At 62.3% G+C, this 26392-nt stretch carries 29 protein-coding genes and 1 pseudogene; 17 read left to right on the top strand and 13 right to left on the bottom strand.

What is annotated here, in order from left to right:
* On the top strand, window positions 1-223 hold a 223-nt coding region (locus tag M653_RS0120630; protein ID WP_027145040.1), incomplete at its 5' end, for an IS5/IS1182 family transposase.
* A gap of 18 nt (window positions 224-241) precedes the next feature.
* On the opposite strand, the gene M653_RS0120625 is transcribed toward M653_RS0120630, so the two are convergent.
* Window positions 242-838, bottom strand: coding sequence for a hypothetical protein (locus M653_RS0120625; RefSeq protein WP_027145039.1), 597 nt, complete (start codon window positions 836-838; stop codon window positions 242-244).
* A gap of 133 nt (window positions 839-971) precedes the next feature.
* Here M653_RS0120625 and cysE point away from each other — a divergent pair, with 133 nt between their 5' ends.
* Window positions 972-1820, top strand: a complete 849-nt coding sequence (gene cysE, locus M653_RS0120620) for a serine O-acetyltransferase (RefSeq protein WP_027145038.1) — start codon at window positions 972-974, stop codon at window positions 1818-1820.
* A 146-nt stretch (window positions 1821-1966) separates the two neighbouring features.
* A complete protein-coding gene (locus M653_RS0120615; RefSeq protein ID WP_006200852.1) occupies window positions 1967-2170 on the top strand; it encodes a DUF3126 family protein in 204 nt (67 codons plus the stop codon).
* 54 nt (window positions 2171-2224) lie between these two features.
* Here M653_RS0120615 and M653_RS0120610 read toward each other — a convergent pair whose 3' ends face one another.
* A complete protein-coding gene (locus M653_RS0120610) occupies window positions 2225-2956 on the bottom strand; it encodes a hypothetical protein (protein WP_027145037.1) in 732 nt (243 codons plus the stop codon).
* A 152-nt stretch (window positions 2957-3108) separates the two neighbouring features.
* Between M653_RS0120610 and M653_RS0120605 the strand changes: the two genes are divergently transcribed.
* Window positions 3109-3444: a hypothetical protein gene (locus M653_RS0120605; RefSeq protein WP_027145036.1), complete on the top strand. Its 336-nt coding sequence runs from the start codon at window positions 3109-3111 to the stop codon at window positions 3442-3444.
* Window positions 3445-3463: 19 nt separating this feature from the next.
* Window positions 3464-3991: a gamma carbonic anhydrase family protein gene (locus M653_RS0120600; protein ID WP_027145035.1), complete on the top strand. Its 528-nt coding sequence runs from the start codon at window positions 3464-3466 to the stop codon at window positions 3989-3991.
* Between the two features lie 38 nt (window positions 3992-4029).
* On the opposite strand, the gene M653_RS0120595 is transcribed toward M653_RS0120600, so the two are convergent.
* From M653_RS0120595 to M653_RS0120580, 4 genes are all read right to left on the bottom strand, one after another.
* Window positions 4030-4596 carry an ankyrin repeat domain-containing protein gene (locus tag M653_RS0120595; RefSeq protein WP_027145034.1) on the bottom strand — a complete coding sequence of 189 codons (567 nt, stop codon included), beginning with the start codon at window positions 4594-4596 and terminating at the stop codon, window positions 4030-4032.
* 244 nt (window positions 4597-4840) lie between these two features.
* The gene (locus tag M653_RS0120590) at window positions 4841-5449 is read right to left on the bottom strand and encodes a transglutaminase-like cysteine peptidase (RefSeq protein ID WP_027145033.1); all 609 of its coding nucleotides are present in this window, start codon (window positions 5447-5449) and stop codon (window positions 4841-4843) included.
* Between the two features lie 283 nt (window positions 5450-5732).
* Entirely contained in the window at window positions 5733-6350 is a 618-nt protein-coding gene (locus tag M653_RS0120585; protein WP_015318053.1) for a PilZ domain-containing protein, read from the bottom strand.
* Between the two features lie 114 nt (window positions 6351-6464).
* On the bottom strand, window positions 6465-7100 hold the full coding sequence (locus tag M653_RS0120580; RefSeq protein WP_027145032.1) for a PAS domain-containing protein: 636 nt from the start codon (window positions 7098-7100) through the stop codon (window positions 6465-6467).
* Between the two features lie 432 nt (window positions 7101-7532).
* On the opposite strand from M653_RS0120580, the gene M653_RS0120575 reads away from it, so the two are divergent.
* Together M653_RS0120575 and M653_RS0120570 are read left to right on the top strand one after the other, a co-directional pair.
* Window positions 7533-8288, top strand: a complete 756-nt coding sequence (locus M653_RS0120575; protein WP_027145031.1) for a rhomboid family intramembrane serine protease — start codon at window positions 7533-7535, stop codon at window positions 8286-8288.
* Between the two features lie 87 nt (window positions 8289-8375).
* Window positions 8376-8807, top strand: a complete 432-nt coding sequence (locus tag M653_RS0120570) for a CBS domain-containing protein (protein WP_027145030.1) — start codon at window positions 8376-8378, stop codon at window positions 8805-8807.
* A 50-nt stretch (window positions 8808-8857) separates the two neighbouring features.
* Here the strand turns inward: M653_RS0120570 and M653_RS01000000133125 are convergent.
* Window positions 8858-9112, bottom strand: a pseudogene (locus M653_RS01000000133125) (YjhX family toxin); the annotation flags it as partial.
* Between the two features lie 281 nt (window positions 9113-9393).
* Here M653_RS01000000133125 and gatB point away from each other — a divergent pair.
* The 3 genes from gatB (at window position 9394) to M653_RS0120550 (ending at window position 12230) form a co-directional block, all read left to right on the top strand.
* Window positions 9394-10893, top strand: a complete 1500-nt coding sequence (gene gatB, locus M653_RS0120560) for an Asp-tRNA(Asn)/Glu-tRNA(Gln) amidotransferase subunit GatB (RefSeq protein WP_027145029.1) — start codon at window positions 9394-9396, stop codon at window positions 10891-10893.
* Window positions 10894-10897: 4 nt separating this feature from the next.
* Complete coding sequence (locus M653_RS0120555; protein ID WP_027145028.1) at window positions 10898-11392, top strand: GNAT family N-acetyltransferase; 495 nt, start codon at window positions 10898-10900, stop codon at window positions 11390-11392.
* A gap of 139 nt (window positions 11393-11531) precedes the next feature.
* On the top strand, window positions 11532-12230 hold the full coding sequence (locus M653_RS0120550) for an AIM24 family protein (RefSeq protein WP_027145027.1): 699 nt from the start codon (window positions 11532-11534) through the stop codon (window positions 12228-12230).
* Between the two features lie 38 nt (window positions 12231-12268).
* Here the strand turns inward: M653_RS0120550 and M653_RS0120545 are convergent, their stop codons facing one another.
* Window positions 12269-12427, bottom strand: coding sequence for a hypothetical protein (locus M653_RS0120545; protein WP_156938232.1), 159 nt, complete (start codon window positions 12425-12427; stop codon window positions 12269-12271).
* Between the two features lie 110 nt (window positions 12428-12537).
* Between M653_RS0120545 and yidD the strand changes: the two genes are divergently transcribed.
* From yidD to M653_RS0120525, 4 genes are all read left to right on the top strand, one after another.
* Window positions 12538-12906 carry a membrane protein insertion efficiency factor YidD gene (yidD, locus tag M653_RS0120540; RefSeq protein WP_027145025.1) on the top strand — a complete coding sequence of 123 codons (369 nt, stop codon included), beginning with the start codon at window positions 12538-12540 and terminating at the stop codon, window positions 12904-12906.
* 145 nt (window positions 12907-13051) lie between these two features.
* Complete coding sequence (gene blaOXA / locus M653_RS0120535) at window positions 13052-13867, top strand: class D beta-lactamase (RefSeq protein ID WP_027145024.1); 816 nt, start codon at window positions 13052-13054, stop codon at window positions 13865-13867.
* 148 nt (window positions 13868-14015) lie between these two features.
* Window positions 14016-15992 (top strand): threonine--tRNA ligase, encoded by a 1977-nt coding sequence (gene thrS, locus M653_RS0120530; protein WP_027145023.1) that lies wholly within the window; start codon window positions 14016-14018, stop codon window positions 15990-15992.
* A gap of 85 nt (window positions 15993-16077) precedes the next feature.
* Entirely contained in the window at window positions 16078-17016 is a 939-nt protein-coding gene (locus M653_RS0120525) for a GNAT family N-acetyltransferase (RefSeq protein WP_027145022.1), read from the top strand.
* A gap of 102 nt (window positions 17017-17118) precedes the next feature.
* On the opposite strand, the gene M653_RS0120520 is transcribed toward M653_RS0120525, so the two are convergent.
* Window positions 17119-18081 carry a hypothetical protein gene (locus tag M653_RS0120520; RefSeq protein WP_027145021.1) on the bottom strand — a complete coding sequence of 321 codons (963 nt, stop codon included), beginning with the start codon at window positions 18079-18081 and terminating at the stop codon, window positions 17119-17121.
* Window positions 18082-18234: 153 nt separating this feature from the next.
* Here M653_RS0120520 and M653_RS0120510 point away from each other — a divergent pair, with 153 nt between their 5' ends.
* The gene (locus M653_RS0120510; RefSeq protein ID WP_027145020.1) at window positions 18235-18819 is read left to right on the top strand and encodes a nitroreductase; all 585 of its coding nucleotides are present in this window, start codon (window positions 18235-18237) and stop codon (window positions 18817-18819) included.
* Complete coding sequence (locus M653_RS0120505; RefSeq protein WP_027145019.1) at window positions 18820-19428, top strand: flavin reductase family protein; 609 nt, start codon at window positions 18820-18822, stop codon at window positions 19426-19428.
* Window positions 19429-19431: 3 nt separating this feature from the next.
* Here M653_RS0120505 and M653_RS0120500 read toward each other — a convergent pair whose 3' ends face one another.
* Together M653_RS0120500 and M653_RS0120495 are read right to left on the bottom strand one after the other, a co-directional pair.
* Window positions 19432-20313, bottom strand: a complete 882-nt coding sequence (locus tag M653_RS0120500) for a CoA ester lyase (RefSeq protein ID WP_027145018.1) — start codon at window positions 20311-20313, stop codon at window positions 19432-19434.
* Entirely contained in the window at window positions 20313-20765 is a 453-nt protein-coding gene (locus M653_RS0120495; RefSeq protein WP_027145017.1) for a MaoC family dehydratase, read from the bottom strand. Before M653_RS0120495 ends, M653_RS0120500 begins: the two co-directional genes overlap by 1 nt.
* 149 nt (window positions 20766-20914) lie before the next feature.
* Here M653_RS0120495 and M653_RS0120490 point away from each other — a divergent pair, with 149 nt between their 5' ends.
* Window positions 20915-22036, top strand: a complete 1122-nt coding sequence (locus M653_RS0120490; RefSeq protein WP_027145016.1) for a DUF2336 domain-containing protein — start codon at window positions 20915-20917, stop codon at window positions 22034-22036.
* Here M653_RS0120490 and M653_RS0120485 read toward each other — a convergent pair.
* A complete protein-coding gene (locus M653_RS0120485) occupies window positions 22033-24102 on the bottom strand; it encodes an FUSC family protein (protein WP_027145015.1) in 2070 nt (689 codons plus the stop codon). The two genes, M653_RS0120490 and M653_RS0120485, sit on opposite strands and share 4 nt — an antisense overlap.
* A 44-nt stretch (window positions 24103-24146) precedes the next feature.
* Window positions 24147-26204 (bottom strand): DNA topoisomerase IV subunit B, encoded by a 2058-nt coding sequence (parE, locus tag M653_RS0120480; protein WP_027145014.1) that lies wholly within the window; start codon window positions 26202-26204, stop codon window positions 24147-24149.
* Between the last annotated feature and the right edge of the window lie 188 nt (window positions 26205-26392).

Genomic DNA, 26392 nt, shown 5'->3' with positions numbered 1-26392 from the left:
TGAAAAGATCGCAGAAATAGGCGCCGACGTCGTCATCCCGCCCAAGCGCAATCGAAAACATCAGCGTCCCTACGACGCTGATCTCTACAAGGAGCGCAACATCATCGAGCGTTTCTTCAACAAACTCAAACAGTTCCGCCGCGTCGCAACACGATACGACAAGTTGCTNGCCAACTTCATGGGCTTTGTCAAACTTGCCGCTATCGCTATCTGGCTCAGGTAGTTAAATCGTCACTACGCCCTAGGTCAAGGCCTGCAGGGACCGTGCGATATTTTGTCTGGCTTCTGGTTCGAAGCGCTGCCGGAACTCCTGCGTGTGAAAAATATGCTGTCGGGCAAGGAAGGTCTTCAGCACCGCACCGCGGCCGGCACGCCACATCGGCTCCTCCACCCAGCCATATTCGCGGCGGACCGCGCGTTCATAGGCGTCGAACGCCTCAGGCGCGGCACCCAGGATCGACAGATCCATGTCGAGAAACAGGCTGGCGTCGCGTATCGCCGCCGCGTCGTCGAACAGCGGCAACTGGTGTGTGGCGGTGGCGAGGATCATAGCGCTGATGCGGCCCAGGCGGCCGGCATCGATGCGGCCGGCGAGCTTTTGCTCGGCGAGGGCGGCACTTTGCGCCTCATTGTCCCTGGCCCTGCTGTCGTAGATGGCGTCGTGGAACCAGATCGCCGCTTCGACCGCTTCGGGGTCGTCCAGAAGCGTTCGATAGTCACCGGCCAACGCCAGCATCGCGTCGATATGGGCGAGGTTGTGGTAATGGCGGCCGGTGGCCTGATAGAGGACCGAAAGTTCGGTTTTCAGGACGTCGTCGATCAAGGGTTCGTTTTCCATGGCTGCTTGAATTCCCGCGAACCAAATCCATTTGACACAGCACTAAGGAAAATTGAGTTCAATCGTGCTATGATCTGGCTTATATGTGCGGCCCCGATGACAGCAGACTAGCAGGACGCAGGACGAGACGTCGATGAACAGCATCAGCATTTCCCGCCACAGCGCGTTGCAGCCGGTCGATCCGATCTGGCGTTCGATCCGCGACGAAGCGATGGAAGCGGTCAACCGCGACCCGCTTTTGGCCGCGTTCCTCTATTCGACGATCCTCAACCAGGAGAGCCTGGAAGAGGCTGTCGTCCACAGGATCGCGGAGCGGCTTGCCCATCAGGATATCGGCTCCGATCTCATCCGCCAGACCTTCAAGTCGATGCTTGCCGACGACAAGGACTGGCCAACCACGGTGCGCGTCGACATCCAGGCCTATTATGACCGCGACCCGGCTTGCGACCGGTTCATCATGCCGGTGCTCTATTTCAAGGGCTTTCACGCCATCCAGACCCATCGGCTGGCGCATTGGCTGTGGAACCACGGCCGCAAGGATTTCGCTCTCTACCTGCAGAGCCGTTCGTCCGCGGTCTTCCAGACCGATATCAATCCGGCCGCGCGCATCGGCAAGGGTATCTTCATCGATCACGCCACCGGCCTCGTCGTCGGCGAGACCGCGGTGATCGAGGACGATGTGTCCATCCTGCACGGCGTGACGCTGGGCGGTACCGGCAAGGCCGGTGGCGACCGCCATCCCAAGATCCGCTATGGCGTGCTGATTGGCGCCGGCGCCAAGATTCTCGGCAACATCGAGGTCGGCCATTGCTCCAAGATTGCCGCCGGATCGGTGGTGCTGTCGCCTGTGCCGCACAACAAGACGGTTGCCGGCGTGCCGGCCCGTGTGGTCGGCGAGACCGGTTGCGACCAGCCTTCGCGCCAGATGGACCAGCTTCTGCCGTCGCAGAAGATGGACCATGTGATCAGTTTCGATATCTGATTTGCTGGCAGTTGCCCCGCATGATTGCGATTTGCCCGGTGGTGCTGCCGCTTCCGGTGCAATAAGGCCGGCTTGCCTTTACATCGCCATTGTCGACGTGCCAGAAGCGCCGTTCAAACGAGCAAGCCGATGATCGGAGAAGACTGTTGAAGCCGGACGAAATCAGAAAGCTGGACGCCTATTTCAAGCGCGTCTTCCAGAACCCCAAACTTGAGGTCAAGGCACGGCCGCGCAAGGAAGATTCGGCCGAAGTCTATGTCGGTGACGAATTCCTCGGCATCGTCTTCAAGGACGAGGACGATGGCGACTATAATTTCTCGATGGCGATCCTGGACATCGACCTGGCCTGAGCCAGCAATGCCACGGCAGGCCGCGTCGAGCGCGGCCGGGCCGCTTTCAGCCCGTCAATGTCCGGTCTTCAGGATTCGCCCCGCCTCGGCCGCGATCGCCGCATCGAGCGTCTGCCAGTCGCCAAGGAATTCCTTCGGGAAGCGATAGGTAAGGCTTAGATCATCCCCGACATGGATGTCCCGCTCGCAAGGAGCCAGCGATTCGCCGGCGCTCGGCCCGCTGAGGCAGCGGGCCACGAAGGGGTCCTTGCCCCCACGCTTGCCGACGACCAGCACCTCGTTCAGATAGCCTGATTTCTCATTGAAGCCGTAGACCGTCGTGCCGCCAGGTCCTGGAATGCCGGGCTGGACGATCAGCGCGCTGTAGATCGGCCCGAACCGGCCGCTCATGTCGCGCGACATCATCTGCTGCTCGAAGGACAGGAAGATGATGTTCCTGTTGGCCCCGGCGTGATTGAAATCATCGCGCGACGCCTCGCTGTAGCCGTCCATCTGGGGATAGCGCAAATAGAGGTCGAGGCGCGAGGCGATGCCGTCGCGCCGGGCCTGCTCGAACCGGATGAAATTGGCTGGCACGGTGATGATGTTGTTGCCGATCACCACCTCGCGCACGGTCGCGTCGTCGGTGTAGCCGGCCATGGCAATGGAACGGCCGAACCATTTGCCGCCAAGGCTGATGACTATCGACAGCAAGGCAAGTGCGGCGAACGCGTAGAACACCCGCTTCATCAGCATGGAATCGACCACGGTGAGTTCTGGGCCGTCGGCGATCGCTGCCTGCTTCATCTCGGTCCTCGTCCCACCACCTGTCCGCATCCGCGTGTCCGCCATCCGGGTGTCCGCCATCCGGGTGTCCCTCGACGGCACACATCGCACGGCACGGCTCTTGCTGCCGTCCTGAAACGACTGTGCGATTTCATGGTAAATGGAGGGTTAATGTGGCCCAGATGGAACTCTTGCTGTTCGCTTTTGTCGTCGGCCTGACGGTTTGCGGGCTGACCGGTTCGACAATGGAATTGATATCGGGTCGCAAGGTCGCCTTCACCGAGCCCTATGTGTCGCCCTCGCATGTGCTGCGCTCACTGGCTGCCACTGCCGGCGCCGGGCCGTTCATGCTGGTCAACGATGCCCTTGATGCGCGGCGCCAGAACCGCATTTCGACAGCGGCGCTCTTGTCGTGCGGCTGCACCGCTATTGCCTGGTCCCTGGCGCTGGGCATTGTCGTGCTCGCCATTGCTTCATGGGCGGTCCGTCTCCTAGGGTTTCCAGCCTGAGACGATTCGGAGACCGACAATGCCGCTTTATGCGATCGATGGAACGGAGCCGAGCTTCGCCGACGCGGACTCGAACTGGATCGCGCCCGATGCCACGCTGATTGGCGACATCAGGATCGGCCGCAATGCGGGCTTCTGGTTCGGTGCCGTTATCAGGGGCGACAACGAGCCCATCGTCATCGGCGCCGACACCAATGTGCAGGAACATGCCGTCATGCACACCGATCCCGGCTTTCCGTTGACCATCGGACAGGGCTGTACGATTGGCCATCGCGCCATGCTTCATGGCTGCACGATTGGTGACAACAGCCTGATCGGCATGGGCGCCATCGTGCTGAACGGCGCCAGGATCGGCAAGAATTCGCTCGTCGGCGCTGGCGCCCTGGTCACCGAAGGCAAGGAGTTTCCGGACAATTCGCTGATCGTCGGTTCGCCGGCCAAGGCGATCAGGGTGCTGGACGACGCGGCGGTCGAGCGGCTGCGGGCCTCGGCCGCGCACTATGTCGCCAACGCCAGGCGCTTCAAGGCGGGGCTGAAGAAGGTCTGAACTCTCGGCCGACGCACGCCTTCGGCCACCGGTTGCGCTTATGGTTCCCGGCTGCCCGCTACGCGCTCGGCAATGGCTGCTCGCAGCAGCGACGCGCCCAGCTCGAATCCTGCAATCTCTGCTTCTTCAAGGGCTGTCGTGTAGTCATCGATATGGGTCCTTAACGAAGGGTCCGCGCCGCCGGCGAGAAGCAGGCGGATCGCCTCGGCGTCGCGCGTGGCGACGGCGTAGTGGAGCGGCGTCCAGTCGTTGACGCCCCGCATGTCCGGATCGGCGCCGTGATCGATCAGGATCCGAATGATGTCGAGCTTGTTCGCGCGCTTGGTGGACAACGCCGCGATAATGGAGGGAAATCCGGCGTGATCTTCGTAATTCGGGCTGGATCCGGCCTCGATCAGCATTGCGACGAAGGCGAGAGGGCTCCAGTAGATCGCGTATTCCAGCGGATGGCCAAGACCGAGCTCGAACGGCATGTGCTCGTCGAACCACCCCTCCGAGCCGCCCAGGGCGGTGCCGAGAGCCTCGAAGTCGCCAGCCTTGAAGGCATCGTCGATTGCCTTGAACAGCCGGTGGCGCTCGCATCGATCTTCCGGGATTTCCAGCATCGGCAGTGATCCAGGAAACGAAACGGCCGATTGTGCATCGATCTGTTGCGCGTGGAAAGGCAGGGGCAGCGTGATGCACCACGTGTCATCGGGTCAGTTTTAGCAGCTTCCTCCAGAAATGGCGGAGCCGGCCCGGGGACGGGGCCGGCTCCTTTGACCCGGTCGTTGGGGACGGGGAGGGTGGGGACTCGACCGGGTTTCTTGTTGAGCGCGTCGTGCAACGCGCCTGACCTTGTTGGCGTCCTCAGCGGACGCTGGCGACCGCGTCGGAACGGCCGTCGTTGATCGTCACCCAAACGCCGGAATTCTCCGTCGATTGACGCTTGAGATAGGTGTAGTCGGTGTCCGTCCAGGACAGCACCTTGGTTTCCAGATTGTCGAGGATGAACTCGCCGAGGCTGGTGCGTACGGTCAGCACCGCGTGGCCGTCGCCGTTCGGCTGGCGCGCAACCGTCATCAAAAGGTCGCCGGCCGGCACGCCCATATCCATCAGCTCGCGGCGCTTTTCCAGCGCATAGTCCTCGCAATCGCCATAGCCATTGTCCGGGTAGGCCCAGTATTCCTCGACACCGTAGTTTTCCATGTCGGTGCGCGGCTTGACGCGGGTGTTGACCGAATTGTTGATGCTGACGATCGTCGCCCATAGCTTCCGGGTGAGGTCGACCGGCTCTCCCTTGGGGGTCTTCTCGTTGCATTCGCCAGGAATGCGTTGGCAGAATTCATAATGGCCAACAGGCTGCGTGGTGCGTCCGCCGGTATGCATATAGGCCGGTCCCGCGGCATATGCTGATCCCCAGGCGGAAAGCTGCATCGCCATTGCCATCAGCAACAGCTTGCCCCTCGCTTTTTTCATTATTCAGTCTCCCCGTTCGAAGGAGACATTGCCACATGTGGATTTATTCGACGCAAAAACGCGAAGTAGGTTTTAAGTAAAACGCCAGTAGAATAAGCATAAAATTTGAATCATTTGAGTATTGAATTGTTTGGATTGCTGGGCTGGTTTTCTGCGAATTCAGCCTCGCGCGGACCATTTCTGAAACTATGGAACCTGCCATCCGAGGATATATCGATCGCCGCACCCGGAATCAAAAAGCCGGCCGCGAGGGCCGGCTTGATGGGCGTGCTTTGCGGCCTGATCAGGCGCGCGGCGTGTTGAATTCGGAATCGAGCGTTTCGGGGCGCTGGATGACGGCGAATTCGATGGCGACGCCGTCTTCGAAATGCCGGACGATCTGGCCGCGCATCGTGCCGAGCATGACCTGGACGCCGATCGCCGGTTTGACGTCGATCTCGATCGCGGCGCCGGACAGTGACAGATCGATGATCCGGCACTGATACTGACGGCCGTCGGTAAGCTGCAGCACGCTGGTCGGATTGCGTGGCGAGACGCGCTCGTGGCGGCGGTCTTCCGGCAGGTCGAGCTCGTGTTTGTTGGCAAGCCATGTCAACTGCGCCGCGAGCTTGTCCTTCTTGCGGTCGGACGCAATCACCGTCATCGCGAAGCCGTCCGGCAGCGTGCGTGTCAAAACACCTTCGATGCGGCCGATATGGTCGATATAGGCGATGACTTTCTCGCCGGGCATGCCGATGCGGTCGGTGCGAAGCGCGACGTTGCCGGGCGACATGTCGACGACCTGGCACGGGTGCTCGGTGCGGTCCTCCAGCATGAATCGTCCGTATATCTTGACCCGGACGCGCTGAAAGTTACGCCTTTCAGCTTGGGACGGCGCGTAGTCGACCGCCGCTGACCTCATGACTGCCTACACCCCGTTTGGCATCCCGCGCGTCGATGCAAGGGACTTCGTCAGAGAAGTACAGCAAAGCGGGTTAACAAAGGGGAAAAACGAGCCTGCGGGACTGTGTGATCATCAACTATCTTCGCGCCCGCCGTCGAAGACGACGAGATGGCGAATGCGGCGCGCCCGGCCAAGCGCCGAGATCGTGTCAGGCGCCCCGATTTCGTCGGGAACGAGCGAGGGAACGTCGATCGCCGGGCGGTTGTTCAGCAGCTCTTTCTCCGGATCGATGACGCGTATGGAATCGATCAAGGCGTCCGTGATCGGATCGGCGCCCAGCCAGAACGGCTTCTCAACGGCGCTGATTACGCCGAGGCAGCGCGGATTTTCAATGCCACCATCGAGCGGCAAGGCGAGCAATTCGAACTTGTTGGAGCGGCCGTTGCGGCTGAAGCCCTCGAAATTGATCAGCACGACGGATTTCTGGTCGAAGACCCCGTGGATCAGCCGCGAAACCAGCCGCTGATCCTTCTCGCGCCATAGCGAGGGGAAAGAGAACCCCTTGAGTTCGCGGCCGTAGCAGGCGCAGAGCCTGGTGCCGGCCAGACGAAATACCGGCTGCCCGCGCGTGTCCCTTTCCAGGATGAACGTATCGGCCAGCAGCGACTTGATATCGGCCGGCTCGACTTCCGATCGCTTCGGAGCGGGGCGTCCGTCACGCAGGCGGTTCCAATAGTGGAACAGCGTGATCGATCCGTTTTGGTTCATACTAAAAAGCTCCGCGCATTCTGTCGTCTGATGTCCCATCGGTGAACAGAAGGGCGCCTCCGATGACCTACATGCGTTGGGGAGCAGGAAGCGTGCCAGCGTCGTTAACACTTGTTCACGGGTCGGGGCCGTTAAGGTTAACAATTGGTTTACGTTGCGCCCTGGCAAGCCGTGTGGCACACAAAAGCCACTCCAGAAGCGGTCGTTTCGCGACGATCGGCAGCACTTCAGTCAAGAGTTTTAGGGGAGCAGGGGGCTCGACCGGCCGTCCAGGGGAAACCCTGGACGGCTTCTTTTTTGATTCGCGTCCCTGATTCGGAGCGGGACGATTCGCCGTTTGCGGTTCCATCGACGGTGATCTAGATGCTGGCCAGACCGAACCAGGCCAAACCGAACCAGCCCAGGCCGAACCAGTATCGAGTGCGATTGCAGATGAGCGAACCGCAATATCCGTCCGAGCCCGAAACGGCCGAGACCATGCCGCCACCGGCGCGTGAGCCGGTGTTCAACCTGCCGCCGATCGTGCTGGCGGTGATCGGCATCTGCGCGATCGTCTATCTGCTGCAGCAATATGTGCTGAACGACGCCCAGCAGATGACGCTGCTGTATGACGGGGCTTTCATTCCGGTCCTCTATACCGGCCAATATGGCTTCGACTGGTTCCTTTTCACCCGGCCTTTCAGTTACGCCTTCATGCATGGCGGCTTTGCCCATATCGCCATCAACATGGTCTGGCTCGCCGCTTTTGGCTCGCCGCTGGCCAATCGTCTCGGCGCGCTCCGGTTCGCGTTGTTTTTTGCCGTCACCGGACTGGCTTCGGTGGCGCTCTTCTGGGCGATGCATCCCTATGGAGAAGCGCCGCTGGTCGGCGCATCGGGCGCCATATCGGGTATGATGGGGGCTGCGGCGCGTTTTGGTTTCCGCACCGACCGGTCGGCCGGCAAGGCTGGTTTCGCCGGCCCGGTGCTGCCGGTCGCGATCGTGCTGCGTTCGCGCGGCGTCGTCATTTTCCTGGCCATGTGGATGATCATCAATCTCGCCACCGGCCTTCTCGGATTCGCGCCGGGCATCGACGGCCAGATCGCCTGGGAGGCGCATATTGGCGGCTTTCTCGCGGGCTTTTTCGGCCTGCGCCGGTTCGACAGGGGACGGCAAGCGCCTGACTGGGAGACCTCCGACCGGACTTGAAATGCAACCGATCACGGCGCACGATGTTCACTCTTATGTGAAAGCCGGTCAGGGCAGGAACCGGTTGGCAAAATAGAGGAGGACGCCATGACGGTTAAGGCCATTCTCGAGCAAAAAGGCCATGACGTATTGACGCTCGGGCCGAACGAAAAACTGAGCGAAGCCATCCGAATCCTCTCCGAGCACAGGATCGGGGCGCTGGTCATCACCAATGGCGATCGCAAGATCGTCGGCATCCTGTCGGAACGCGACATCGTGCGCGTGGTTGCCAGGGAAGGCGGCGCCGCGCTCGATATCCCCGTGCGTTCGGCCATGACGCCGAAGGTGAAGATATGCAATGAAAACCACACCGTCAACGAGGTGATGGAGATCATGACCAGGGGTCGTTTCCGCCATCTGCCGGTGGAAAAGGACGGCTTGCTGGACGGCATCGTGTCCATCGGCGACGTGGTTAAGCGCCGCATCGAGGACGTCGAGCGCGAGGCCGCGGAAATCCGGGCCTACATCGCCACCGCCTGAGCGGTGATGGGAACCGCCGGCCGAAATGCTGGCCGGCGGCACCAAGACTGCCTGTTGTCGAGCTCGGAGCGGACGAGTGCGAGCCCGCGCCTTGTGATGCGGTAAGGCCCGCCCCCAGAGGACGAAACCGCCTTCTTGCGTTTCAATTTTCGAAACAGGTCGAGATCGACATCGGGATAATGCCAGCCGTCGCGGGTCAGGCATTTGACGGAAGCGATCCTTTTCCTGTCGTTCTTTTCGATTTCAATGCGTCCGCCCTGCGCGAGCAGGTGCAGGATGCGCTGTTCAGTGCGCGAAATATCCATGAGAGAGTTTCCGGGAAAACAAAAAATGCCGCCGCCGCGAAGCTTCGCGGCACGGGGTTTCAAGTTTTCTGCCCTGCCTCGCTACGAGGTCAGGGCCCTACCGGGACTGAGCGTAAGTGGACATCCACTCTCCATTGGGATGAGCGTCCTATAGGGGAAAACGGCCGGGAAGGCCAGACTGCGGCTTTGCGCTTGTCTCGCAAGACAGTTTGCACTAGCGAAGTTCCACACCAAAAATATGCGTTATGTGCATATTCCGAAGTTCAAATCTGTAGGCAGTCATGTCCCTTATCGACACTCGCACCCCTGATGCAAAACGTCTGATCTCCGGCGCCACCGGTGACTGGGAAATCATCATCGGTCTCGAGGTGCACGCACAAGTTATCTCGGAGGCAAAGCTCTTCTCCGGTGCCTCGACCGCCTTCGGTGCCGCGCCCAATGCCAATGTCAGCCTGGTCGATGCGGCCATGCCCGGCATGCTGCCTGTCATCAACGAGGAGTGCGTCAAGCAGGCGATTCGCACCGGTCTGGGGCTGAAGGCGGCGATCAACCACAAGTCGGTTTTCGACCGGAAGAATTATTTCTATCCGGACCTGCCGCAAGGCTACCAGATCTCGCAGTTCAAACAGCCGATCGTCGGCGAGGGCACGGTCATCGTCTCGGTCGGTCCCGACCGCCAGGGCGAGTTCGAGGACATCGAGGTCGGCATCGAGCGCCTGCACCTGGAGCAGGATGCCGGCAAGTCGATCCACGACCAGCATCCGACCATGTCCTATGTCGACCTCAACCGCTCCGGCGTGGCGTTGATGGAGATCGTATCGAAACCCGACCTGCGCTCCGGCGACGAGGCAAAGGCCTATGTGACCAAGCTGCGGACCATCATGCGCTATCTCGGCACCTGCGACGGCAACATGGACGAAGGCTCGCTGCGCGCCGACGTCAACGTCTCGGTGCGCCGGCCAGGTGGCGAATTCGGCACCCGCTGCGAAATCAAGAACATGAATTCGATCCGCTTTATTGGCCAGGCCATCGACTATGAGGCGCGCCGGCAGATCGCTATCCTTGAGGACGGCGGCAAGATCGATCAGGAAACGCGGCTGTTCGATGCCGTCAAGGGTGAGACGCGCTCGATGCGCTCCAAGGAAGAGGCGCACGACTATCGCTATTTCCCCGATCCCGATCTTCTGCCGCTGGAATTCGACCAGGCCTATGTCGATGCACTGGCCAAGGAATTGCCGGAACTGCCCGATGACAAGAAAATGCGGCTGATCTCCTCGCTTGGCCTCTCGACCTACGACGCAGCGATCCTGGTGTCGGAAAAGCCGATCGCCGATTATTTCGAGAAGGTGGCGGCCGGGCGCGACGGCAAGCTCGCCGCCAACTGGGTCATCAACGATCTGCTGGGCGCTCTCAACAAGGCCGGCAAGGACATTGAATCCGCTCCGGTTTCGCCTGACCAGCTCGGTGCGGTGATCGACCTGATCAAGGAGGGCACCATCTCCGGCAAGATCGCCAAGGACGTGTTCGAGATCGTCTGGAACGAGGGCGGCGATCCGCGCCAACTGGTCGAGACCCGCGGCATGAAGCAGGTCACCGACACCGGAGCCATCGAGAAGGCGGTCGACGAAGTGATCGCGGCCAATCCCGACAAGGTCGAACAGGCACGCGCCAAGCCGACGATGGCCGGCTGGTTCGTCGGCCAGGTGATGAAGGCGACCGGCGGCAAGGCCAATCCGCAGGCTGTCAACGATCTCGTCAAGGCCAAGCTGGGTATCGAGTAAAGGTATGTTCGTCCGCACCGCCGGAGATCGCGACCTCGCAGCCGTACGGGCGTTGCTGGTCGAGACCTGGCATGCCACCTATGACGCGATTTACGGTGCCGAGCGGGTCACCGAGATCACCAATGAATGGCACTCCATCGCCTCGTTGAAGGCGAGGCTGGGTAAGCCGAGCAGCGAGTTCCTCGTTGCCGATGACGGCAAGCGTATTGGCGGCATGGCGTTTGCCGAAGCCGTCGGCGACGGCGGTGTGGTCATGCTCAGGCAGCTCTATGTGCTTCCCTCGCTGCAGGGCCGAGGCATTGGCGGCATGCTCCTCGATGAAATCATCGAGAGCTTTCCGGAGGCCCACCGGATTCAGCTCGAAGTGGAAGAGAAGAACACCCGCGCCGTTGCCTTCTATCAGGCCAATGGCTTCGTCCAGGCCGGCCGCACCGAGAATTGCGGCTCCGCCGGCTCGGCCATCCCGGCGCTGATCTATGAACGGGTACTTGCCGCCTGAGCACGTGATCACCTTCGCGCGAGCGCACGACCCGGGGTCTGTTTTCGTTTGACGGCCCTGACGTCCGGCACCAAAGCTCCTTAGGCCGACCCGCGCGAAGCCGGAATAAACCGGCGCGCAGGACGGCTTTGGGGGAGCCATGCCAAGTCTGCCGGAACTGATGCCGACCGAGGTGTCGGACGAAACCTTTGGTGGCGTCACCTATCACATAGCGGGCGAACTGGTGCCTGTGCTTTCCGTCGACGTGACGCGGACGCCCGTCTATTTCGAGCACCATATCCTGCTGTGGAAAAATTCCACGATCACCATCGGCCTGAAATCGCTGAAGGGTGCGCTGAAGCGCATGATGGCCGGCATGCAGATCTTCGTTACCGAGGCCTCGGGAGCGGGCATCATCGCGTTCAGCCGTGACGGGCCGGGTCACATCGTGCCTATTCACTTGCGGCGAGGCGAGGAGATCCAGGTGCGCGAGCACCAGTTTCTGGCCGCCACCGGCAACGTCGACTACACGTTCGAGCGCGTACGCGGCCTGGCGACGATGCTGTTCGGCCAAAGCGGCTTCTTTATCGACCGGTTTCGCGGCGACACCGGTGACGGCATCGTCTGGCTGCACGGCTATGGCAACGTGTTTGAAAAGACGCTCGCTCCAGGCGAAACCATAGACATCGAACCCGGCGGCTGGCTGTTCAAGGATGCCTCGGTCAGGATGGAAACCAAGATCGATCGGCTGTCGAGCGGCTTCTTCGGTGCCAATATGAATTTCATCGTCAACCGCTTCACCGGCCCAGGCAGGGTCGGCATCCAGTCGATGTACCTGCATATGCCGACCGAGGAGTAGGCTCGGGGAACCGCAAGCGGGATGGATGAAGGCCAGGGTCAGCGCGAGCGCAGCGGTGGCGACAACTCGCGTATCAGCAGTTCAAGCTCCCGCTGGTCGCCCGTTCCCGTCTTGTCGAAGATCGTCGCTAATTGCGTCTTGATGGTGCCGTCGGAAACGCCGCTGGCGGCCGCGATCTCCCTCTGGCTGGTGGGCACCTCCGGCCGACCGGCACCCATTTCGCCGTTACCACCCGTGAGGCAGGGCGAGCGGGATTGCGTTCTTCGGCGGAAGCTCACATCTATCACCTGGAAACGCGGAGATCGCAGTGGGCGACCAGCACGGGCATGCGCATACAGCCGGAGCGTCGAGGCGCGGCCGCAACTGGCCCGGCCCGTGGCGCAAGACGCCCGGCCGCTTGCTCGGCACGTCGCTCGTGCGGCTTTACCAGCTGACGCTGTCCGGCTTTGTCGGCAATTCCTGCCGGCATCTGCCGACCTGTTCGGAATACGCGCATGAGGCGATCGCCCGCCATGGCCTGTGGGCCGGCGGCTGGATGGGGTTGTTCCGCGTGCTGCGCTGCGGCCCATTCGGCACGCACGGCATCGACCTCGTGCCGGAGGTGCTGGCGTCCCGCTACGTCTGGTTCTTGCCATGGCGATATTGGCGGATCGGCCGCAAGCGCGGCGAAGCGTGAGGGATGAGAGCGTTGGTCGCGCCGCGCCCGTTTACGATCCGGTAGGGTTAACGCAAGCCTGCACGACAACTGCGCATTTGAGACAAAATCGAGACAAGAGACATCGCTAAGCCCGCTCGCGAACCCCTCCTGGAGCGAGCATCCCATGCGCAACGTCGACCGTCTTCCTTTCATCTTTGCCGGAGTCCTGTTCCTGCTCGCCTGGCTGCTGGGATTTCCGATGCGCGCGCAGTCAGCGCCGCTCAGGGATGTGCAGTGCACGCTGATCGCCGATGCCGCAACCGGCAAGACGCTTTACCAGGAAGGGGTGTGTGACCAGCGCTTCAGCCCGGCTTCGACGTTCAAGGTGCCGCTTTCGCTGATCGGCTACGACGCCGGCATACTGGGCGACGAGCACACGCCAAGCTGGGACTATAAACCCGAATTCAACGCGGTGAAGCGGGATCGGAAGACCGTCGATCCGGTGATATGGGAACGCGATTCCATCATCTGGTATTCTCGGGAGATTACGCGTCGGCTCGGAGCTGAGAAATTTGCCGGCTACGTATCGAAGTTCAACTACGGCAACACTGACGTTTCGGGCGATCCCGGCAAGAATGACGGGCTCACCCATTCCTGGGTCAACTCTTCGCTCAAGATCACGCCGGTTGAACAGGTTGCCTTCCTGCGGCAACTGCTCGCCGGCACGATGCCGGTATCGGCCAAGGCGCATGACATGACACGGGCCATCATCCCGAGTTTTAAGGCCGGCGATTGGGTCGTTCAGGGCAAGACCGGCAGCACCCGGCTCGGCGAGGGCGGTAAGGACAAGCGCTCGCTCGGATGGTTTGTCGGCTGGGCGCGGAAAGACGGCCGCCAGATCGTGTTCGCCCGGCTCGTCGTCGATACGAAGCGGACCGACATGCCGAAGGGGTTGGCGACACGGGCCGCATTCCTGAAGGAACTGCCGCAGCTGATTTAGTGAGCCGGGCTTTACGGCGGCGGCTTCTGCTCATAAAAGACTGCCGCCGCCGGACGCCTCCGGCACCCTGGCAGGTCGCAGCTCCCGAACCGCTGATATCTGCATTTTTACCACCCGCGCTCGTTTGCGGGACTGGATAGGAGATACTATGCTGAATTCCGTTTCCCTGACATTTCCCGACGGCTCCGTGCGCGACTACGACGCAGCGATGACCGGTGCCGGGCTTGCCGAGTCGATCTCGAAGTCGCTGGCCAAGAAGGCCGTGGCCTATGCCATCGACGGCACCGTGCGCGACCTCAGTGATCCCCTGGGCAAATCCGGCAAGGTCGAGATCATCACCCGCGAAGACCCGCGTGCGCTGGAACTCATCCGTCACGACACCGCGCACGTGCTGGCGGAAGCCGTTCAGGAGATATGGCCGGGAACGCAGGTAACCATCGGGCCGGTGATCGAGAACGGATTCTATTACGACTTTGCCCGCAACGAGCCGTTCACCCCGGACGATTTCCCGGTGATCGAGAAGAAGATGCGCGAGATCATCGCGCGCAATAAGCCGTTCACCAAAGAGGTCTGGTCGCGCGACAGGGCAAAAAAGGTCTTCGCCGACAAGGGCGAACGCTACAAGCTCGAACTGATCGACGCTATTCCCGAGGATCAGGATCTCAAGATCTATGCGCAGGGCGACTGGTTCGATCTTTGCCGGGGTCCGCATATGGCCTCGACCGGGCAGATCGGCAACGCCTTCAAGCTGATGAAGGTGGCCGGCGCCTATTGGCGCGGCGACTCGAACAATCCGATGCTGACGCGCATCTATGGCACGGCCTGGGCCGACCAGGCGCAGCTCGAAGCCTACCAGATGATGCTGGAGGAGGCCGAGAAGCGCGACCACCGCAAGCTTGGCCGCGAAATGGACCTGTTCCATTTCCAGGAAGAGGGGCCGGGCGTCGTCTTCTGGCACGCCAAGGGCTGGAAGATGTTCCAGAACCTGGTCAACTACATGCGCCGCCGGCTCGACGAACAGGGCTATCAGGAGGTCAATGCACCCCAGGTGCTCGACAAGAGCCTGTGGGAGACATCGGGCCACTGGGGCTGGTACCGGGACGCCATGTTCAAGGTGACGGTCGCAGGCGATGAAACCGACGATGACCGCGTCTTCGCGCTGAAACCGATGAACTGCCCCGGTCACGTGCAGATTTTCAAGCATGGGCTGAAATCCTATCGCGACCTGCCCGTAAAGCTTGCGGAATTCGGCAATGTGCATCGCTATGAACCGTCGGGCGCGCTGCACGGGCTGATGCGCGTGCGCGGCTTCACGCAGGACGATGCGCATATCTTCTGCACCGAGGAACAGCTGGCTTCCGAGTGCTTGCGCATCAACGACCTGATCCTGTCGACTTATGCCGATTTCGGTTTCGACGAAATCAGCGTCAAATTGTCGACGCGGCCGGAAAAGCGTGTCGGCACCGACGAGGCCTGGGATCATGCCGAGGCGATCATGGGCAGCGTGCTGGAGACCATCAAGACGCGCTCCGGCAACCGCATCAAGACCTCGATCAACCCGGGCGAGGGCGCCTTCTACGGGCCGAAGTTCGAGTATGTGCTGAAGGATGCGATCGGCCGCGAATGGCAATGCGGCACGACGCAGGTCGACTTCAACCTGCCGGAACGTTTTGGCGCATTCTACATCGGCTCGGATTCGGAGAAGAAGCAGCCTGTCATGGTGCACCGCGCGATCTGCGGTTCGATGGAGCGTTTCCTCGGCATCCTGATCGAGAACTATTCCGGCCATTTCCCGCTGTGGTTCGCGCCGCTGCAGGTGGTGGTGGCGACGATCACTTCGGACGCCGACAGTTACGCGACCGAGGTCGTCGCGAAGCTGAAGGCCGCAGGGCTGTTGGCGGAAGCCGATCTGCGCAACGAGAAGATCAACTACAAGGTCCGTGAGCACAGCCTGGCCAAGGTGCCGGTCATCCTCGTCTGCGGCAAACGCGAGGCGGAGGAGCAGACGGTCAATATCCGCCGGCTCGGTTCGCGAGACCAGGAATCGCTTGGCCTTGCCGAAGCAATCGAACGGCTGACCGAAGAAGCGATCACACCCGACCGCCGACGCAAGCGCGCTGCTTGATTCGAAGTGTTCTCGATCGAATGGCGGTGGAGCGATCCACCGCCGTTTTCATATCCCTGTCACGGCAACATTGTAACGAGTCCTTATGCTCAAGCTGAAATCGCGCGAACGACCGTTCCCCGAGCTTTCTTACGCCAATCCGCACCAGCCGGCTCTGGCGCGCTGGTTCATTCATTCGGTGGAAGGCCTTTCGGGCCGCGACCGGTTCGCCGCGCTCTATGAATTCTGGCGCCATCAGGTTGTGCCGACCGGTGAGCGTGTGTTCAGCCGCATGCTGGACCTCATCGATGTGGGCGTGCGAAGCCCCGACCAATGGCCGCCAGCGCAATTGCCCGACACGCCGCTGGTGATCGTTGCCAACCATCCCTTCGGCATCGGCGACGGCATCGCGGTGCTGTCACTGGCAGAGCAACTCGGGCGACCCTTTCGAGTGATGATCCACAAGGATCTGCTCAGGATTCGCGAGATGGAGCCTTATTCGCTGCCGATCGACTTTTCCGAGACCAAGGACGCGGTGAAGAACAACATGGCGGTGCGCCATGAAGCGGTGCGGCTGCTGAAGGAGGGCGTCACCATCGTTGTGTTTCCGGCTGGCGGCGTCGCCACCGCGCCCAAGGGTTTTGGCCGCGCGCGCGATCTGCCATGGAAGATGTTTCCGGCCCGTCTCGTCCAGGAAGCCAAGGCGTCGGTCATTCCCATGCATTTCTCCGGCCAGAACGGCAGGCTTTTCCATTTGGTCAGCGGTCCGATGAACATGGCCGAGCGCGACGGGCGTGTGGCTAAATTCGTCGGCAAGGCCTCGCTGACCTTGCGTACCTCGCTGCTCATCCGTGAATTCGCACGGCTGTCCGGCAAGGCGATCGAGGTGCGCGTCGGCAATGTACTCAGCTGGAGCGAACTGGAGCCGTTGCGCGATCGCAAGGCGTTGCTCGACCGGCTTTATCGCGGTGTGTTCGACTTGGCTCCGGCCCTGCCGCGCCGTCGCATCCCGTTCCTTCCGGCGCGGACCAAGCTGGCTGCCTGAAGGAGCATCTCCGGCGAAAACGAGATCGCCTCCAATGCTCTATCTCTTTGCTTTTACGCAATTCCGGACGCAAAACCGCTTCGCACTTTTGCTGGAATTGCTTTAGTCCGCGCCTTCTTCCGGATCCATGGCCGCTGCTTCGGTAGCGAGAACCTCGATCTCCTGGTTCTGCCCGCCAACGACCGTGAAATCCTTCTGGTAGATCCGGTCGCGATTCTTGGCGATGATGGTGTAGTCGCCTTCGGCCAGCACCATCGAGGCGAAGGCGCCGACGGTTTCCTTGATCGGATCACCGGATTCGTTGAGCAGCGACCAGGAGGTGTCAGCGATCGCTTCGCCACCCGCCTCGCGCACCAGCTTCATGGTGATTTCGGCGGCGTGATGCTCGACGGTGGCTTCGGTCAGCTTGCCGGCCTCGACACGGATGTCGGATCGGATGACGGCGTTGACCGCGCCATAGGTCGAGACGACGTGGTAGATGCCCGCATTGAGCCGCACGACGCTGTTGGGTTCGACATCGGGAATGACTAGCGCGCGATCGCCATTGGCGTCGGCGGTGCCCTCATAGATCGAGAAGCGCAGTTTTTTCGGCGGAATGCGCACGCCGCCGGACAGAACCGCGTCGAGCTTCAGGCCGCCGGCATCAAGCACCAGGCTTTCTCGCTTGGCTTCCTTGCCGACGGTGATGCGCTTGGTCGCGCCGGCGCGACCGTAGGAGGCGTGAACCAGATAACTGCCGGGTTCGAGCTGGAAGACGGCGCTGCCGCCATGCGCGGAGGCGACCATCGGCAATTTGCCGTTGACGGCTTCAGGCTTGAAGACACGCCAGACGAGGCCGCGGGTGATGTCGGTGCCTTTGTTGGTCAACTGGGCCGACAGGGTGATGGCGCCACCGCCGCCAAGCGCCAGTGGAGTCTCGTTCTTCGGCGTCGCATAGCTCGAAATTCCGGGAAGTTTCAGGTCGCTGACACCGTCCTTTTCCTGCGCGACAGCCATGGAGACCGGCAGCAGGAACAGCGCGGCGCAGAGCCGGATCAGGAAAAGACGCAGTCGCCCCTCAAACATACCTTGCGTTGAAGCCCATGGCGGTGGCAATTTCAAGGCTTAAGAGTCCGGTGCGTGACTCTTCAGCCCGGCGCTAGCGCGCCTTTGCCCGAGCCGCCCGAATTCCCGATGGTGCGCTTCAGCTCAAAACAGAGTGCCAGGAGACTTGCGCCCATGGCGTCGCCGATCATCGACTTCCTGCTGACCCGAAATTCAGCGCCTATCCCCGACCTCAAGGAGCCGGCGCCCAGCGACGCCGATATCGCGACAATGATTGCCGCCGCCTCGCGCGTGCCCGACCATGGGCGGCTCGAACCTTGGCGCTTCATCCTCTATCGCGGCGAAGCCCGCATCGAGATCGGCAAAAAGCTGGCGGCCTTGGCCGAGCAGCGCGAAGGTCCGCTGCCCGAGGGCCGTCGCAACCAGGAACTGGCGCGGTTCTCGCGCGCACCGCTGGTGATCGGTGTCGTGTCAATTCCCAGGGAGAACCCAAAAATCCCCCAATGGGAGATGTTCCTGTCCGGAGGCATGGCAGCGATGAACCTGATGATCGCGGCCAATGCGCTGGGCTATGGCACGAACATGATCAGCAACTGGTATTCCGACGTGCCGGAGGGCAGGGCGATTCTTGGACTGGCGCCGCAGGAGCGCGTTGTCGGTTTTATCCATATGGGTTCCTTTGCCGGTCCGGCGCCGGAGCGGCCACGGCCCGATTCGGCAAAGCTCTATGCTGACTATTCAGGGCCTTGGGCGGGCTGAATGTTCTACGAGCCATCCAAAGGGCACGGACTGCCGCATGATCCTTCGAAGGCCATCGTGGCGCCGCGCCCGATCGGCTGGATATCGACGCTGAACGGGGCAGGCGAGATCAACCTCGCACCCTACTCTTTCTTCAACGCGGTCTCGACGCGGCCCTTTATCGTCTGGTTCTCCTCCGAGGGCGAGAAGGACAGTGCCTCTTTCGCCGTGGAAAGCAGCGAGTTCGTTGCCAATCTGGTCGGCCGCGACCTTGCTGAGAAGATGAATTACACGTCCGTCGACGCGCCGCGTGGCGTCAACGAATTCGTCTATGCCGATCTCGCCATGGCGCCCTCGCGTCTCGTCAGGCCGCCGCGCGTGGCGGCGGCACCCGCGGCGCTCGAATGCCGGGTGACGGAAGTGTTTCGCCCAAAGGCGCTGGACGGATCGCCGACGAGCGCCGTCGTCGTCGCCGGTGAGGTGATCGGCGTGCATATCGACGATGCTTTCCTGAAAGACGGCCTGTTCGACATCACCAAGGCCGGCAATGTCGCTCGTCTCGGCTACATGGACTATGCCAGCGTCAACGAGGTCTTTTCGATGCGCCGGCCGCGCTGGGAAAAAAAATAGCTGTCAGACGGATGTCCCGGCCGCCCTCGCGCGTGCCAGAAGCCGTTCGGCCAGGCGTAGATGCGGGCGGTCGAACATCTTGCCGTCGATGCCGACGACGCCAGGATTTCCGGCTGCCTCGAACGCCGCGACGATGGCCGCCGACTGTCTCACCGCCTCGGCCGAGGGCGTGAATGCGGCGTTGATAACGGGCACCTGATCGGGATGGATCGCCATCTTGCCGGTGAAGCCGTCACGCTCGGCCTCGGCGCATTCCGCGGCGAAGGCCGCCATATCGCGAAAATTCGGAAACACGGTGTCGATCGCGGCGACCTCCGCAGCCCCCGCCGCGAGGATGGTCGTCAGGCGGGCGTGACGGAAGAGATCGGTGTAGCGGCCGTGATCGTCGCGGGCCGCACGCGCGCCGATCGCGGCCGACAGGTCTTCCGCGCCCCAGGTGAGACCAGCAAGCCGCGCGCTTGTCCCCGCATAGGTCGCCGCCGCCAGCACACCCGCCGGCGTTTCGGTGATGATCGGCAGGATTTTTATCGAACCGTCGGACAGATCGTTCTCGGCCTCCCGGACCCTGAGCTTGGCCGCGAGCTGCTGCACATCCTGGCCGCTGTTCGACTTGGGCAGCATGATGCCGTCGGGCCTCGCTGCGACGAGCGCCGCCAGATCGTCATCCGTCAGTCCGGTCGATAGATCGTTGACCCTGACATAGATCGCCGAGTTGGTTTGCCCCCTGCGTTCAAGGATGAAGCGCGCCGCGATCTCGCGCGCCGGCGCCTTGTTCTGCGGCGCGACGGAATCCTCGAGATCGACGATGACCACGTCAGCGCCGGCGCCAAAACCCCTTTCGAGCTTCCGTTCGGAATCGCCGGGAACGAACAGCAGCGAACGCATCAGGCCGCCTTCTTCAGCATCATCGCCTGTCTCGTGCATTTGGCGACGAGGTCGCCATGCTGATTATAGGCGCGATGCTCGAATTCGACGATGCCGCGATCGGGTTTCGACCTGGATTCGCGCACCGAAATCACCGTTGTTTCGACGCGGATGGTGTCGCCATGAAATACCGGGTGCGGAAACACGGTTTCCTTCATGCCGAGATTGGCGACAGTGGTGCCGACGGTGATGTCGTTGACCGAGATGCCGATCATCAAGCCGAGCGTGAACAGCGAGTTGACCAGCGGCCTGCCCCATTCGCTCTTGGCGGCGAAGTCGAAGTCGATATGCAGCGGTTGCGGGTTCAGCGTCATCACCGAAAACAGCATGTTGTCGCTTTCGGTGACGGTCTTGCGCAGCGTGTGCTGGAAGACGTGGCCGACGACGAACTCCTGGAGATAAAGCCCGGCCATGTCCTGCTCCTCTGCTGCAAAGGGTTGATAGGCGCTGCTTTCCAGGCTCGCAAGCCAGTTAATGAACATGGTGAACCGTTCGTAAACCATTTCTGCCTACCGTCACCACGGGGCCAGGAACGTTCTGGCAAGGGGCGTAAGCAGGCGGCATGGTTGTTTCGCATTTTTTGAGATGGATTTGCACGGCCAGGGTGTCGGAGCGCGCCGCCGCCGCCAGTGCGCTGGCCCGGGCCTATGTCAATTCCGAATTGCCGTTCGAGGACCGCTGCGCCGCCGAGGCGGCGCTGACGCTGCTACTCGACGACGCCTCGTCAAAGGTGCGGCTGGCGATGGCCGAGGCGCTCTCGATGAGTCACCACGCGCCGCTGCAGATCATCAGCGTGCTAGCCTCCGACCAGCCGGAAGTCGCCGGGGTCGTGCTGGCGCGCTCGCCGCTGCTCACCGACGCCGATCTGATCAACCGTGTGGCGGGGAGCCAGAGGGCAACGCAGAAACTGATCGCCGACCGACCTGTAGTCTCGATGGCGCTGTCGGCGGCCATCGCCGAGATTGGCGAGGCGGAAGCCTGCGCCGTGCTTTTGGCCAACACCGGCGCCGACATTGCCTCCCTCAGCTTCCGCCGCATGGCTGAACGCCATGGCCACCTGCCTCTGGTGCGCGAGGCGCTGATATCCGACGCGCGCCTGCCTGCCGACTGCCGGCATATGCTGCTCGTCAAGCTCGGCGAGACATTGAAGACATCGCCGCTGGTCATGGCATTGATGGGGGCCGCGCGAGCCGACCGCGTCATGCGGGACGCCTGCGTCAAGGCCTCGGTGACGCTGATCGAAGGCACGCGCCAGGAAGAGCACGCGGCGCTGATCGAGCATCTCAGGCTGCGCGGCGATCTCACCGCGAGCTTCCTGATCCGCACCATCGCGCACGGCAAGGTCGATTTCTTCGGCTCAGCGCTGGTCGCGCTCAGCCAGCAGTCCGAAGCACGGGTGAGGGCGCTGCTGGCCGGCGGGCACGATGTGGCCCTGCAGGCGCTGTTTCGCAGCGCAGGTCTGGCTGCCGCCACGCATGCGGTCATCCTGCGTGCGCTGAAGATCTGGCGCGAGGTTGCCAACGGCAAGCGCGTCGCCGGTGTTCAGGAAGTCAGCTGGCTGATGCTCAAGGAATTGGGCGGGCAATCCGCCGAAGGCGATCTCGCCGCCCTGGTCAAGTCGATCCACCTTGATGCTCTGCGCGAGAACGCACGCGGCCATGCGCTGGCGATCGCCGCAGCCTAGGTTTTATCCCTCGCGAAGAAATCCGGGAAATCCTCCATTGCCGCGGCGATAATGCGCAGGGACGCCGCGATTTGCAGCGTGTCGCCGGTGGCGTCTCGCTGGGCGATGCCTGCCGCGTACTGCCGGGCGACGGCAATGGTCGCTGTTTGCGGATCGCCGGAGGCACGGAAAAGCAGCTCGCGCGCCAATCCCCTCAGGAAGTTAGCGATTGAAAGCGTCGTTTCCGATGGGATGACATGGTTTTGGCTCGCAGTGCGCAGCCGCAGGATTTCCAGGCCGACCGTGACGGAGGCGACGCCGCCGCCCAGCACCGCCTCACCCTTCCTGCCGGAATTCTGCACCAGCGGCATCAACTGATTGACCCGGTCATAAGCGAGGCTCTCGAAGGCCGAACGCCTCGGCAGGCGCTCATGCAGGCAAAGCCGCGCCAGATCCTCGCGCATGGCTCGCACGATGCGGTCGGCGGCCAGCCATGGGTCCGCCGGCAACACGACGATGAAGACGCCGATTGCCAGCAGGATGCCGACCAGGATCGATGCCGAGCCGGCGAAGAAGGGGCCGGGATCATAGGTCATTGCCTGGTGCGGGCTGAGGAAGGCCAGGAAGTTGATGGCGAAGGCCGTCGCCACCCCGACATAGCGCGGATTGGCCATGGCGAGTGCCGCCGGCACCATGATGGGCACGACGAACAGCATGAACCAGCCGAAGCCGGGCAGAGCGGGAAGTGCGATCTGACCGACGAGAAAGGCGAATGGCAAAGCGAGCAGCGTTCCCTTGAAGAAACCCCAGGATACCTGCACGGGGTCGGGGCGAGCGGCAAACAGGCTCGACACGACGGCAACGAGGATGACGGTGCCGGCCGCTTCCGACCACTTCGTCGTCAGCCAGAAAGCCGCGACCAGCAACGTGGCAAGGGCCGCGCGGATGGCGTTGCGCGCGGCACCGGGATAGTCGCGATGCACCACCAAGGCCGGCTGCCGGCTGCCGGGACCTCGTCGGCGGCTGACGGGCGCGCGCAAAGCGTCGAGGCCACGAAGCACCTGTTTCAGCGCCTCGGCAAAATCGGCCGCTATGGTGAGGCGGGTGATGGTGCCGACCCTGTCCTCACCCTGTTCGGTCGAAGCATCGGGCATTTGCCGTGCTCTGATCGAGATCGCGTCGAGTCGTGCCAACCAGGGCGAGGTGTCGTCCAGCGCTCCCGGCTTGGCTGCCAGTTCGCTGACAAGGGCTTGCAACTCCGAGCGCACCGGGATGAGGGCTGCGTTTTTCGGAGCGGCATGCGAATAGAGCGCGCGCGCCGCCGAAAGGGCCGAGAGCAGCTGTCCGATGGTGCGTCGCACCGGATGCGCGCGCGGCGCGAAGCTCACCGCTTCGAGCCTGGCATAGGCGCGCATTTCGCCAAGCGTCTGGGTGTCGGCGACAAGCTTCCGGTGCAGGCCGATGAGGCTTGCCCGGTCTCCGCCGGAGAACGCACCGCCAGCGTAAGTGGCGAGGTCGAGAATGCAGCGTTTCAGCCGCGAGATAATGGCGTCGCTGGCCAGTTTTGGCAGGATCAGCCGGCTGGTGAGGCCGGCGCAAACGATGCCGAGCACGATCTCGGCACAACGCGCGACCGCGAGGTCAACGACCAGATGCGGTTGTCCGAAAGCGGGCAGGCCGATGATCATGGCGGTGTAGCCGGCAAGGGCGGCGCCATAGGCCTCGGGATTGCGCAGCAGGGACGAGACGAAGGTGCAAATGCCAATCCAGACGGCAAGCACCGTCACCAGAATCCAGGGACCGGTGCCGAACGCCGTGGTGATGCCGACTGCCGCGATACCCCCGGCAAGCGTGCCGAGCAGCCGGTAAAAGCCTTTCGCCAGCACCATGCCGGCAACCGGCTGGGCGACGATGAACACCGTCATCATCGCCCATTGCGGATGGTCGAGCTTCAGCGCATAGGCGACGAGAAGCGCGATCATGCCGGCTGAAACGGTGCGCAGGGCGAAAATCCAGTCGGAGCGCGTCGGTTGCGTCAGCCCGGCCAGGCTCGTCTCGAAATAGGTTTTCAGCGGCGCCCAGGTCACATGCTGGTCTCCATGTCAGGAACGCAAGCTAAATTCGCCAGCGGCTAGATATCCAGCACTTCCGTCTCGGCGAATTCGGCGCGTTCCTGGATGAAGCGGAAGCGAGCTTCGGGCTTGGTGCCCATCAGCTCATCGACCCTGTCCTTGGTGGCAGAATCGATCTCGTTCACATCGACCCTGAGCAACGTGCGCTTTCTCGGGTCCATGGTGGTTTCCTTGAGCTGCGCAGCCATCATCTCGCCCAGGCCCTTGAAGCGGCCGAGCTCGACCTTGCCGCGCCCGGTGAATTCGGTGCGCAGAAGCTCGTCCTTGTGCGCGTCGTCGCGGGCGTAGGCGACCTTGCCGCCTTGCCTGATCGAGTAAAGCGGCGGCACCGCCAGGTAGAGATGGCCGCCGCGTACCAGCGCCGGCATCTCCTGGTAGAAAAAGGTGATCAGCAGCGAAGCGATGTGGGCGCCGTCGACGTCGGCGTCGGTCATGATGATCACGCGGTCGTAGCGCAAATCCTCGTCACGGTACTTTGACCGCGTGCCGCAGCCGAGCGCCTGGATCAGGTCCGATATCTGCTGGTTGGCGGCCAGCTTGTCATTGCCGGCGCTGGCGACGTTGAGGATTTTTCCACGCAGCGGCAAGACGGCCTGGCTGGCGCGATCGCGCGCCTGCTTTGCAGAGCCGCCCGCGGAATCGCCTTCGACGATGAAGAGTTCGGCACCTGCCGCCGCGTTCTGCGTGCAATCGGCGAGCTTCCCCGGCAAGCGCAGCTTGCGCACAGCGCTCTTGCGCGACACCTCTTTTTCCTGGCGGCGGCGCACCCGCTCATCGGCGCGCGCGATCACCCAGTCGAGCAGCTTCGAGGCTTCCTGCGGATTGTCGGCCAGCCAATGGTCGAACGGGTCACGGATCGCGGTCTCGACGATGCGTATCGCTTCGATCGTCGCCAGCCTGTCCTTGGTCTGGCCGACGAATTCCGGCTCGCGGATGAACACCGACAGCATGCCGGCGGCCGAGATCATGACGTCTTCCGAGGTGACGATCGACGCGCGTTTGTTGCCGACGAGGTCGGCATAGGCGCGCAGGCCGCGCGTCAGCACGTTGCGGAAGCCGGCCTCGTGGGTGCCGCCTTCACCGGTCGGGATGGTGTTGCAGTAGGAATTGATGAAGCCGTCGCCGCCAAACCAGGTCACCGCCCATTCGAGCGAGCCATGGCCGCCTTGCTTGTCGCTCTTGCCGGCGAAGATTTCGCGCGTCACCTGGAATTCGTCGCCGAGCGACGCTTTCAGATAATCCTTGAGGCCGCCGGGGAAATGGAATTCCGCCTTGGCCGGTGTCTGATCCTTTTCCTTGATCAGGGAGGGATCGCAGGTCCAGCGGATTTCGACGCCGCCGAACAGATAGGCCTTCGAACGCGTCATGCGGTAGAGCCGCGCCGGCTCGAATGCCGCGCCCTTGCCGAAAATCTGCTCGTCGGGGTGGAAACGCGTCCTGGTGCCGCGGCGGTTGTGCACCTCGCCCAGGTGCTCCAGACCGCTTATCGGAATGCCACGTGAAAAGCGTTGGCGATAAAGCTGGCGGCCGCGCGCGACTTCGACTTCGAGATGATCCGACAGGGCGTTGACGACAGAAACGCCGACGCCGTGCAGGCCACCTGATGTCTCATAGACCTTGGAATCGAACTTGCCGCCCGAATGCAGCGTCGTCATGATCACTTCGAGCGCGGGCTTCTTGAATTTCGGATGTGGATCAACCGGGATGCCGCGGCCATTGTCGGTGACAGTGAGATAACCATCGGCTGAAAGCTCGACATCGATGAAGGTGGCGTGGCCGGCAACCGCTTCGTCCATCGAATTGTCGATGACCTCGGCGAACAGATGGTGCATCGCCTTGTCGTCTGTGCCGCCAATGTACATGCCCGGCCGCCGGCGCACCGGCTCCAAGCCTTCGAGCACCTCGATGTCGGCGGCGCTGTAACCCTCGCTGCCATCCTTGGCAGCGGCCGGGCGCCTGGCGGCCGCTTGCACCAGCGGGTCGGCCGGGCGCGCCGGCGTGCGAACCGGTTGCTGCTGCTTGCCCAGATTGCCGAAGAGATCGTTGTTGTCGTCCATGCCAACCATAGGGTCCGGTGCTGCGAATCACACGTCGATACTGCCACGCTTTTTGGCGCCAGGCGACGGAGGTTCCTGTTACGTTCGGGGATTTAACCCCTCTTACCCTAAAACCATTCGATAACCAAGCAGGCGGAAATCGGTCGAATGCCACCGCACAAGATTCCCGATTCTTTACCAATGCGGAC

The organism is Mesorhizobium sp. WSM3626 (assembly GCF_000513935.1).
In the GTDB taxonomy this organism is placed as follows: domain Bacteria; phylum Pseudomonadota; class Alphaproteobacteria; order Rhizobiales; family Rhizobiaceae; genus Mesorhizobium; species Mesorhizobium salmacidum.
This window is presented reverse-complemented; position numbering and strand designations above follow the sequence as displayed.

Excerpts from the sequence above, each read along its gene's own strand:
- M653_RS0120505 (WP_027145019.1), top strand. The coding sequence starts at position 18,820 with ATGTTCTACGAGCCATCCAAAGGGCACGGACTGCCGCATGATCCTTCG.
- cysE (WP_027145038.1), top strand. The coding sequence starts at position 972 with ATGAACAGCATCAGCATTTCCCGCCACAGCGCGTTGCAGCCGGTCGAT.
- M653_RS0120595 (WP_027145034.1), bottom strand. The coding sequence starts at position 4,596 with ATGCTGGAAATCCCGGAAGATCGATGCGAGCGCCACCGGCTGTTCAAG.
- M653_RS0120570 (WP_027145030.1), top strand. The coding sequence starts at position 8,376 with ATGACGGTTAAGGCCATTCTCGAGCAAAAAGGCCATGACGTATTGACG.
- M653_RS0120550 (WP_027145027.1), top strand. The coding sequence starts at position 11,532 with ATGCCAAGTCTGCCGGAACTGATGCCGACCGAGGTGTCGGACGAAACC.
- M653_RS0120510 (WP_027145020.1), top strand. The coding sequence starts at position 18,235 with ATGGCGTCGCCGATCATCGACTTCCTGCTGACCCGAAATTCAGCGCCT.
- thrS (WP_027145023.1), top strand. The coding sequence starts at position 14,016 with ATGCTGAATTCCGTTTCCCTGACATTTCCCGACGGCTCCGTGCGCGAC.
- M653_RS0120625 (WP_027145039.1), bottom strand. The coding sequence starts at position 838 with ATGGAAAACGAACCCTTGATCGACGACGTCCTGAAAACCGAACTTTCG.
- M653_RS0120490 (WP_027145016.1), top strand. The coding sequence starts at position 20,915 with ATGGTTGTTTCGCATTTTTTGAGATGGATTTGCACGGCCAGGGTGTCG.
- gatB (WP_027145029.1), top strand. The coding sequence starts at position 9,394 with ATGTCCCTTATCGACACTCGCACCCCTGATGCAAAACGTCTGATCTCC.
- M653_RS0120500 (WP_027145018.1), bottom strand. The coding sequence starts at position 20,313 with ATGCGTTCGCTGCTGTTCGTTCCCGGCGATTCCGAACGGAAGCTCGAA.
- M653_RS0120575 (WP_027145031.1), top strand. The coding sequence starts at position 7,533 with ATGAGCGAACCGCAATATCCGTCCGAGCCCGAAACGGCCGAGACCATG.
- M653_RS0120555 (WP_027145028.1), top strand. The coding sequence starts at position 10,898 with ATGTTCGTCCGCACCGCCGGAGATCGCGACCTCGCAGCCGTACGGGCG.
- M653_RS0120580 (WP_027145032.1), bottom strand. The coding sequence starts at position 7,100 with ATGAACCAAAACGGATCGATCACGCTGTTCCACTATTGGAACCGCCTG.
- M653_RS0120495 (WP_027145017.1), bottom strand. The coding sequence starts at position 20,765 with ATGGCCGGGCTTTATCTCCAGGAGTTCGTCGTCGGCCACGTCTTCCAG.
- blaOXA (WP_027145024.1), top strand. The coding sequence starts at position 13,052 with ATGCGCAACGTCGACCGTCTTCCTTTCATCTTTGCCGGAGTCCTGTTC.
- M653_RS0120600 (WP_027145035.1), top strand. The coding sequence starts at position 3,464 with ATGCCGCTTTATGCGATCGATGGAACGGAGCCGAGCTTCGCCGACGCG.
- M653_RS0120610 (WP_027145037.1), bottom strand. The coding sequence starts at position 2,956 with ATGAAGCAGGCAGCGATCGCCGACGGCCCAGAACTCACCGTGGTCGAT.
- M653_RS0120590 (WP_027145033.1), bottom strand. The coding sequence starts at position 5,449 with ATGAAAAAAGCGAGGGGCAAGCTGTTGCTGATGGCAATGGCGATGCAG.
- M653_RS0120525 (WP_027145022.1), top strand. The coding sequence starts at position 16,078 with ATGCTCAAGCTGAAATCGCGCGAACGACCGTTCCCCGAGCTTTCTTAC.
- parE (WP_027145014.1), bottom strand. The coding sequence starts at position 26,204 with ATGGACGACAACAACGATCTCTTCGGCAATCTGGGCAAGCAGCAGCAA.
- M653_RS0120520 (WP_027145021.1), bottom strand. The coding sequence starts at position 18,081 with ATGTTTGAGGGGCGACTGCGTCTTTTCCTGATCCGGCTCTGCGCCGCG.
- M653_RS0120585 (WP_015318053.1), bottom strand. The coding sequence starts at position 6,350 with ATGAGGTCAGCGGCGGTCGACTACGCGCCGTCCCAAGCTGAAAGGCGT.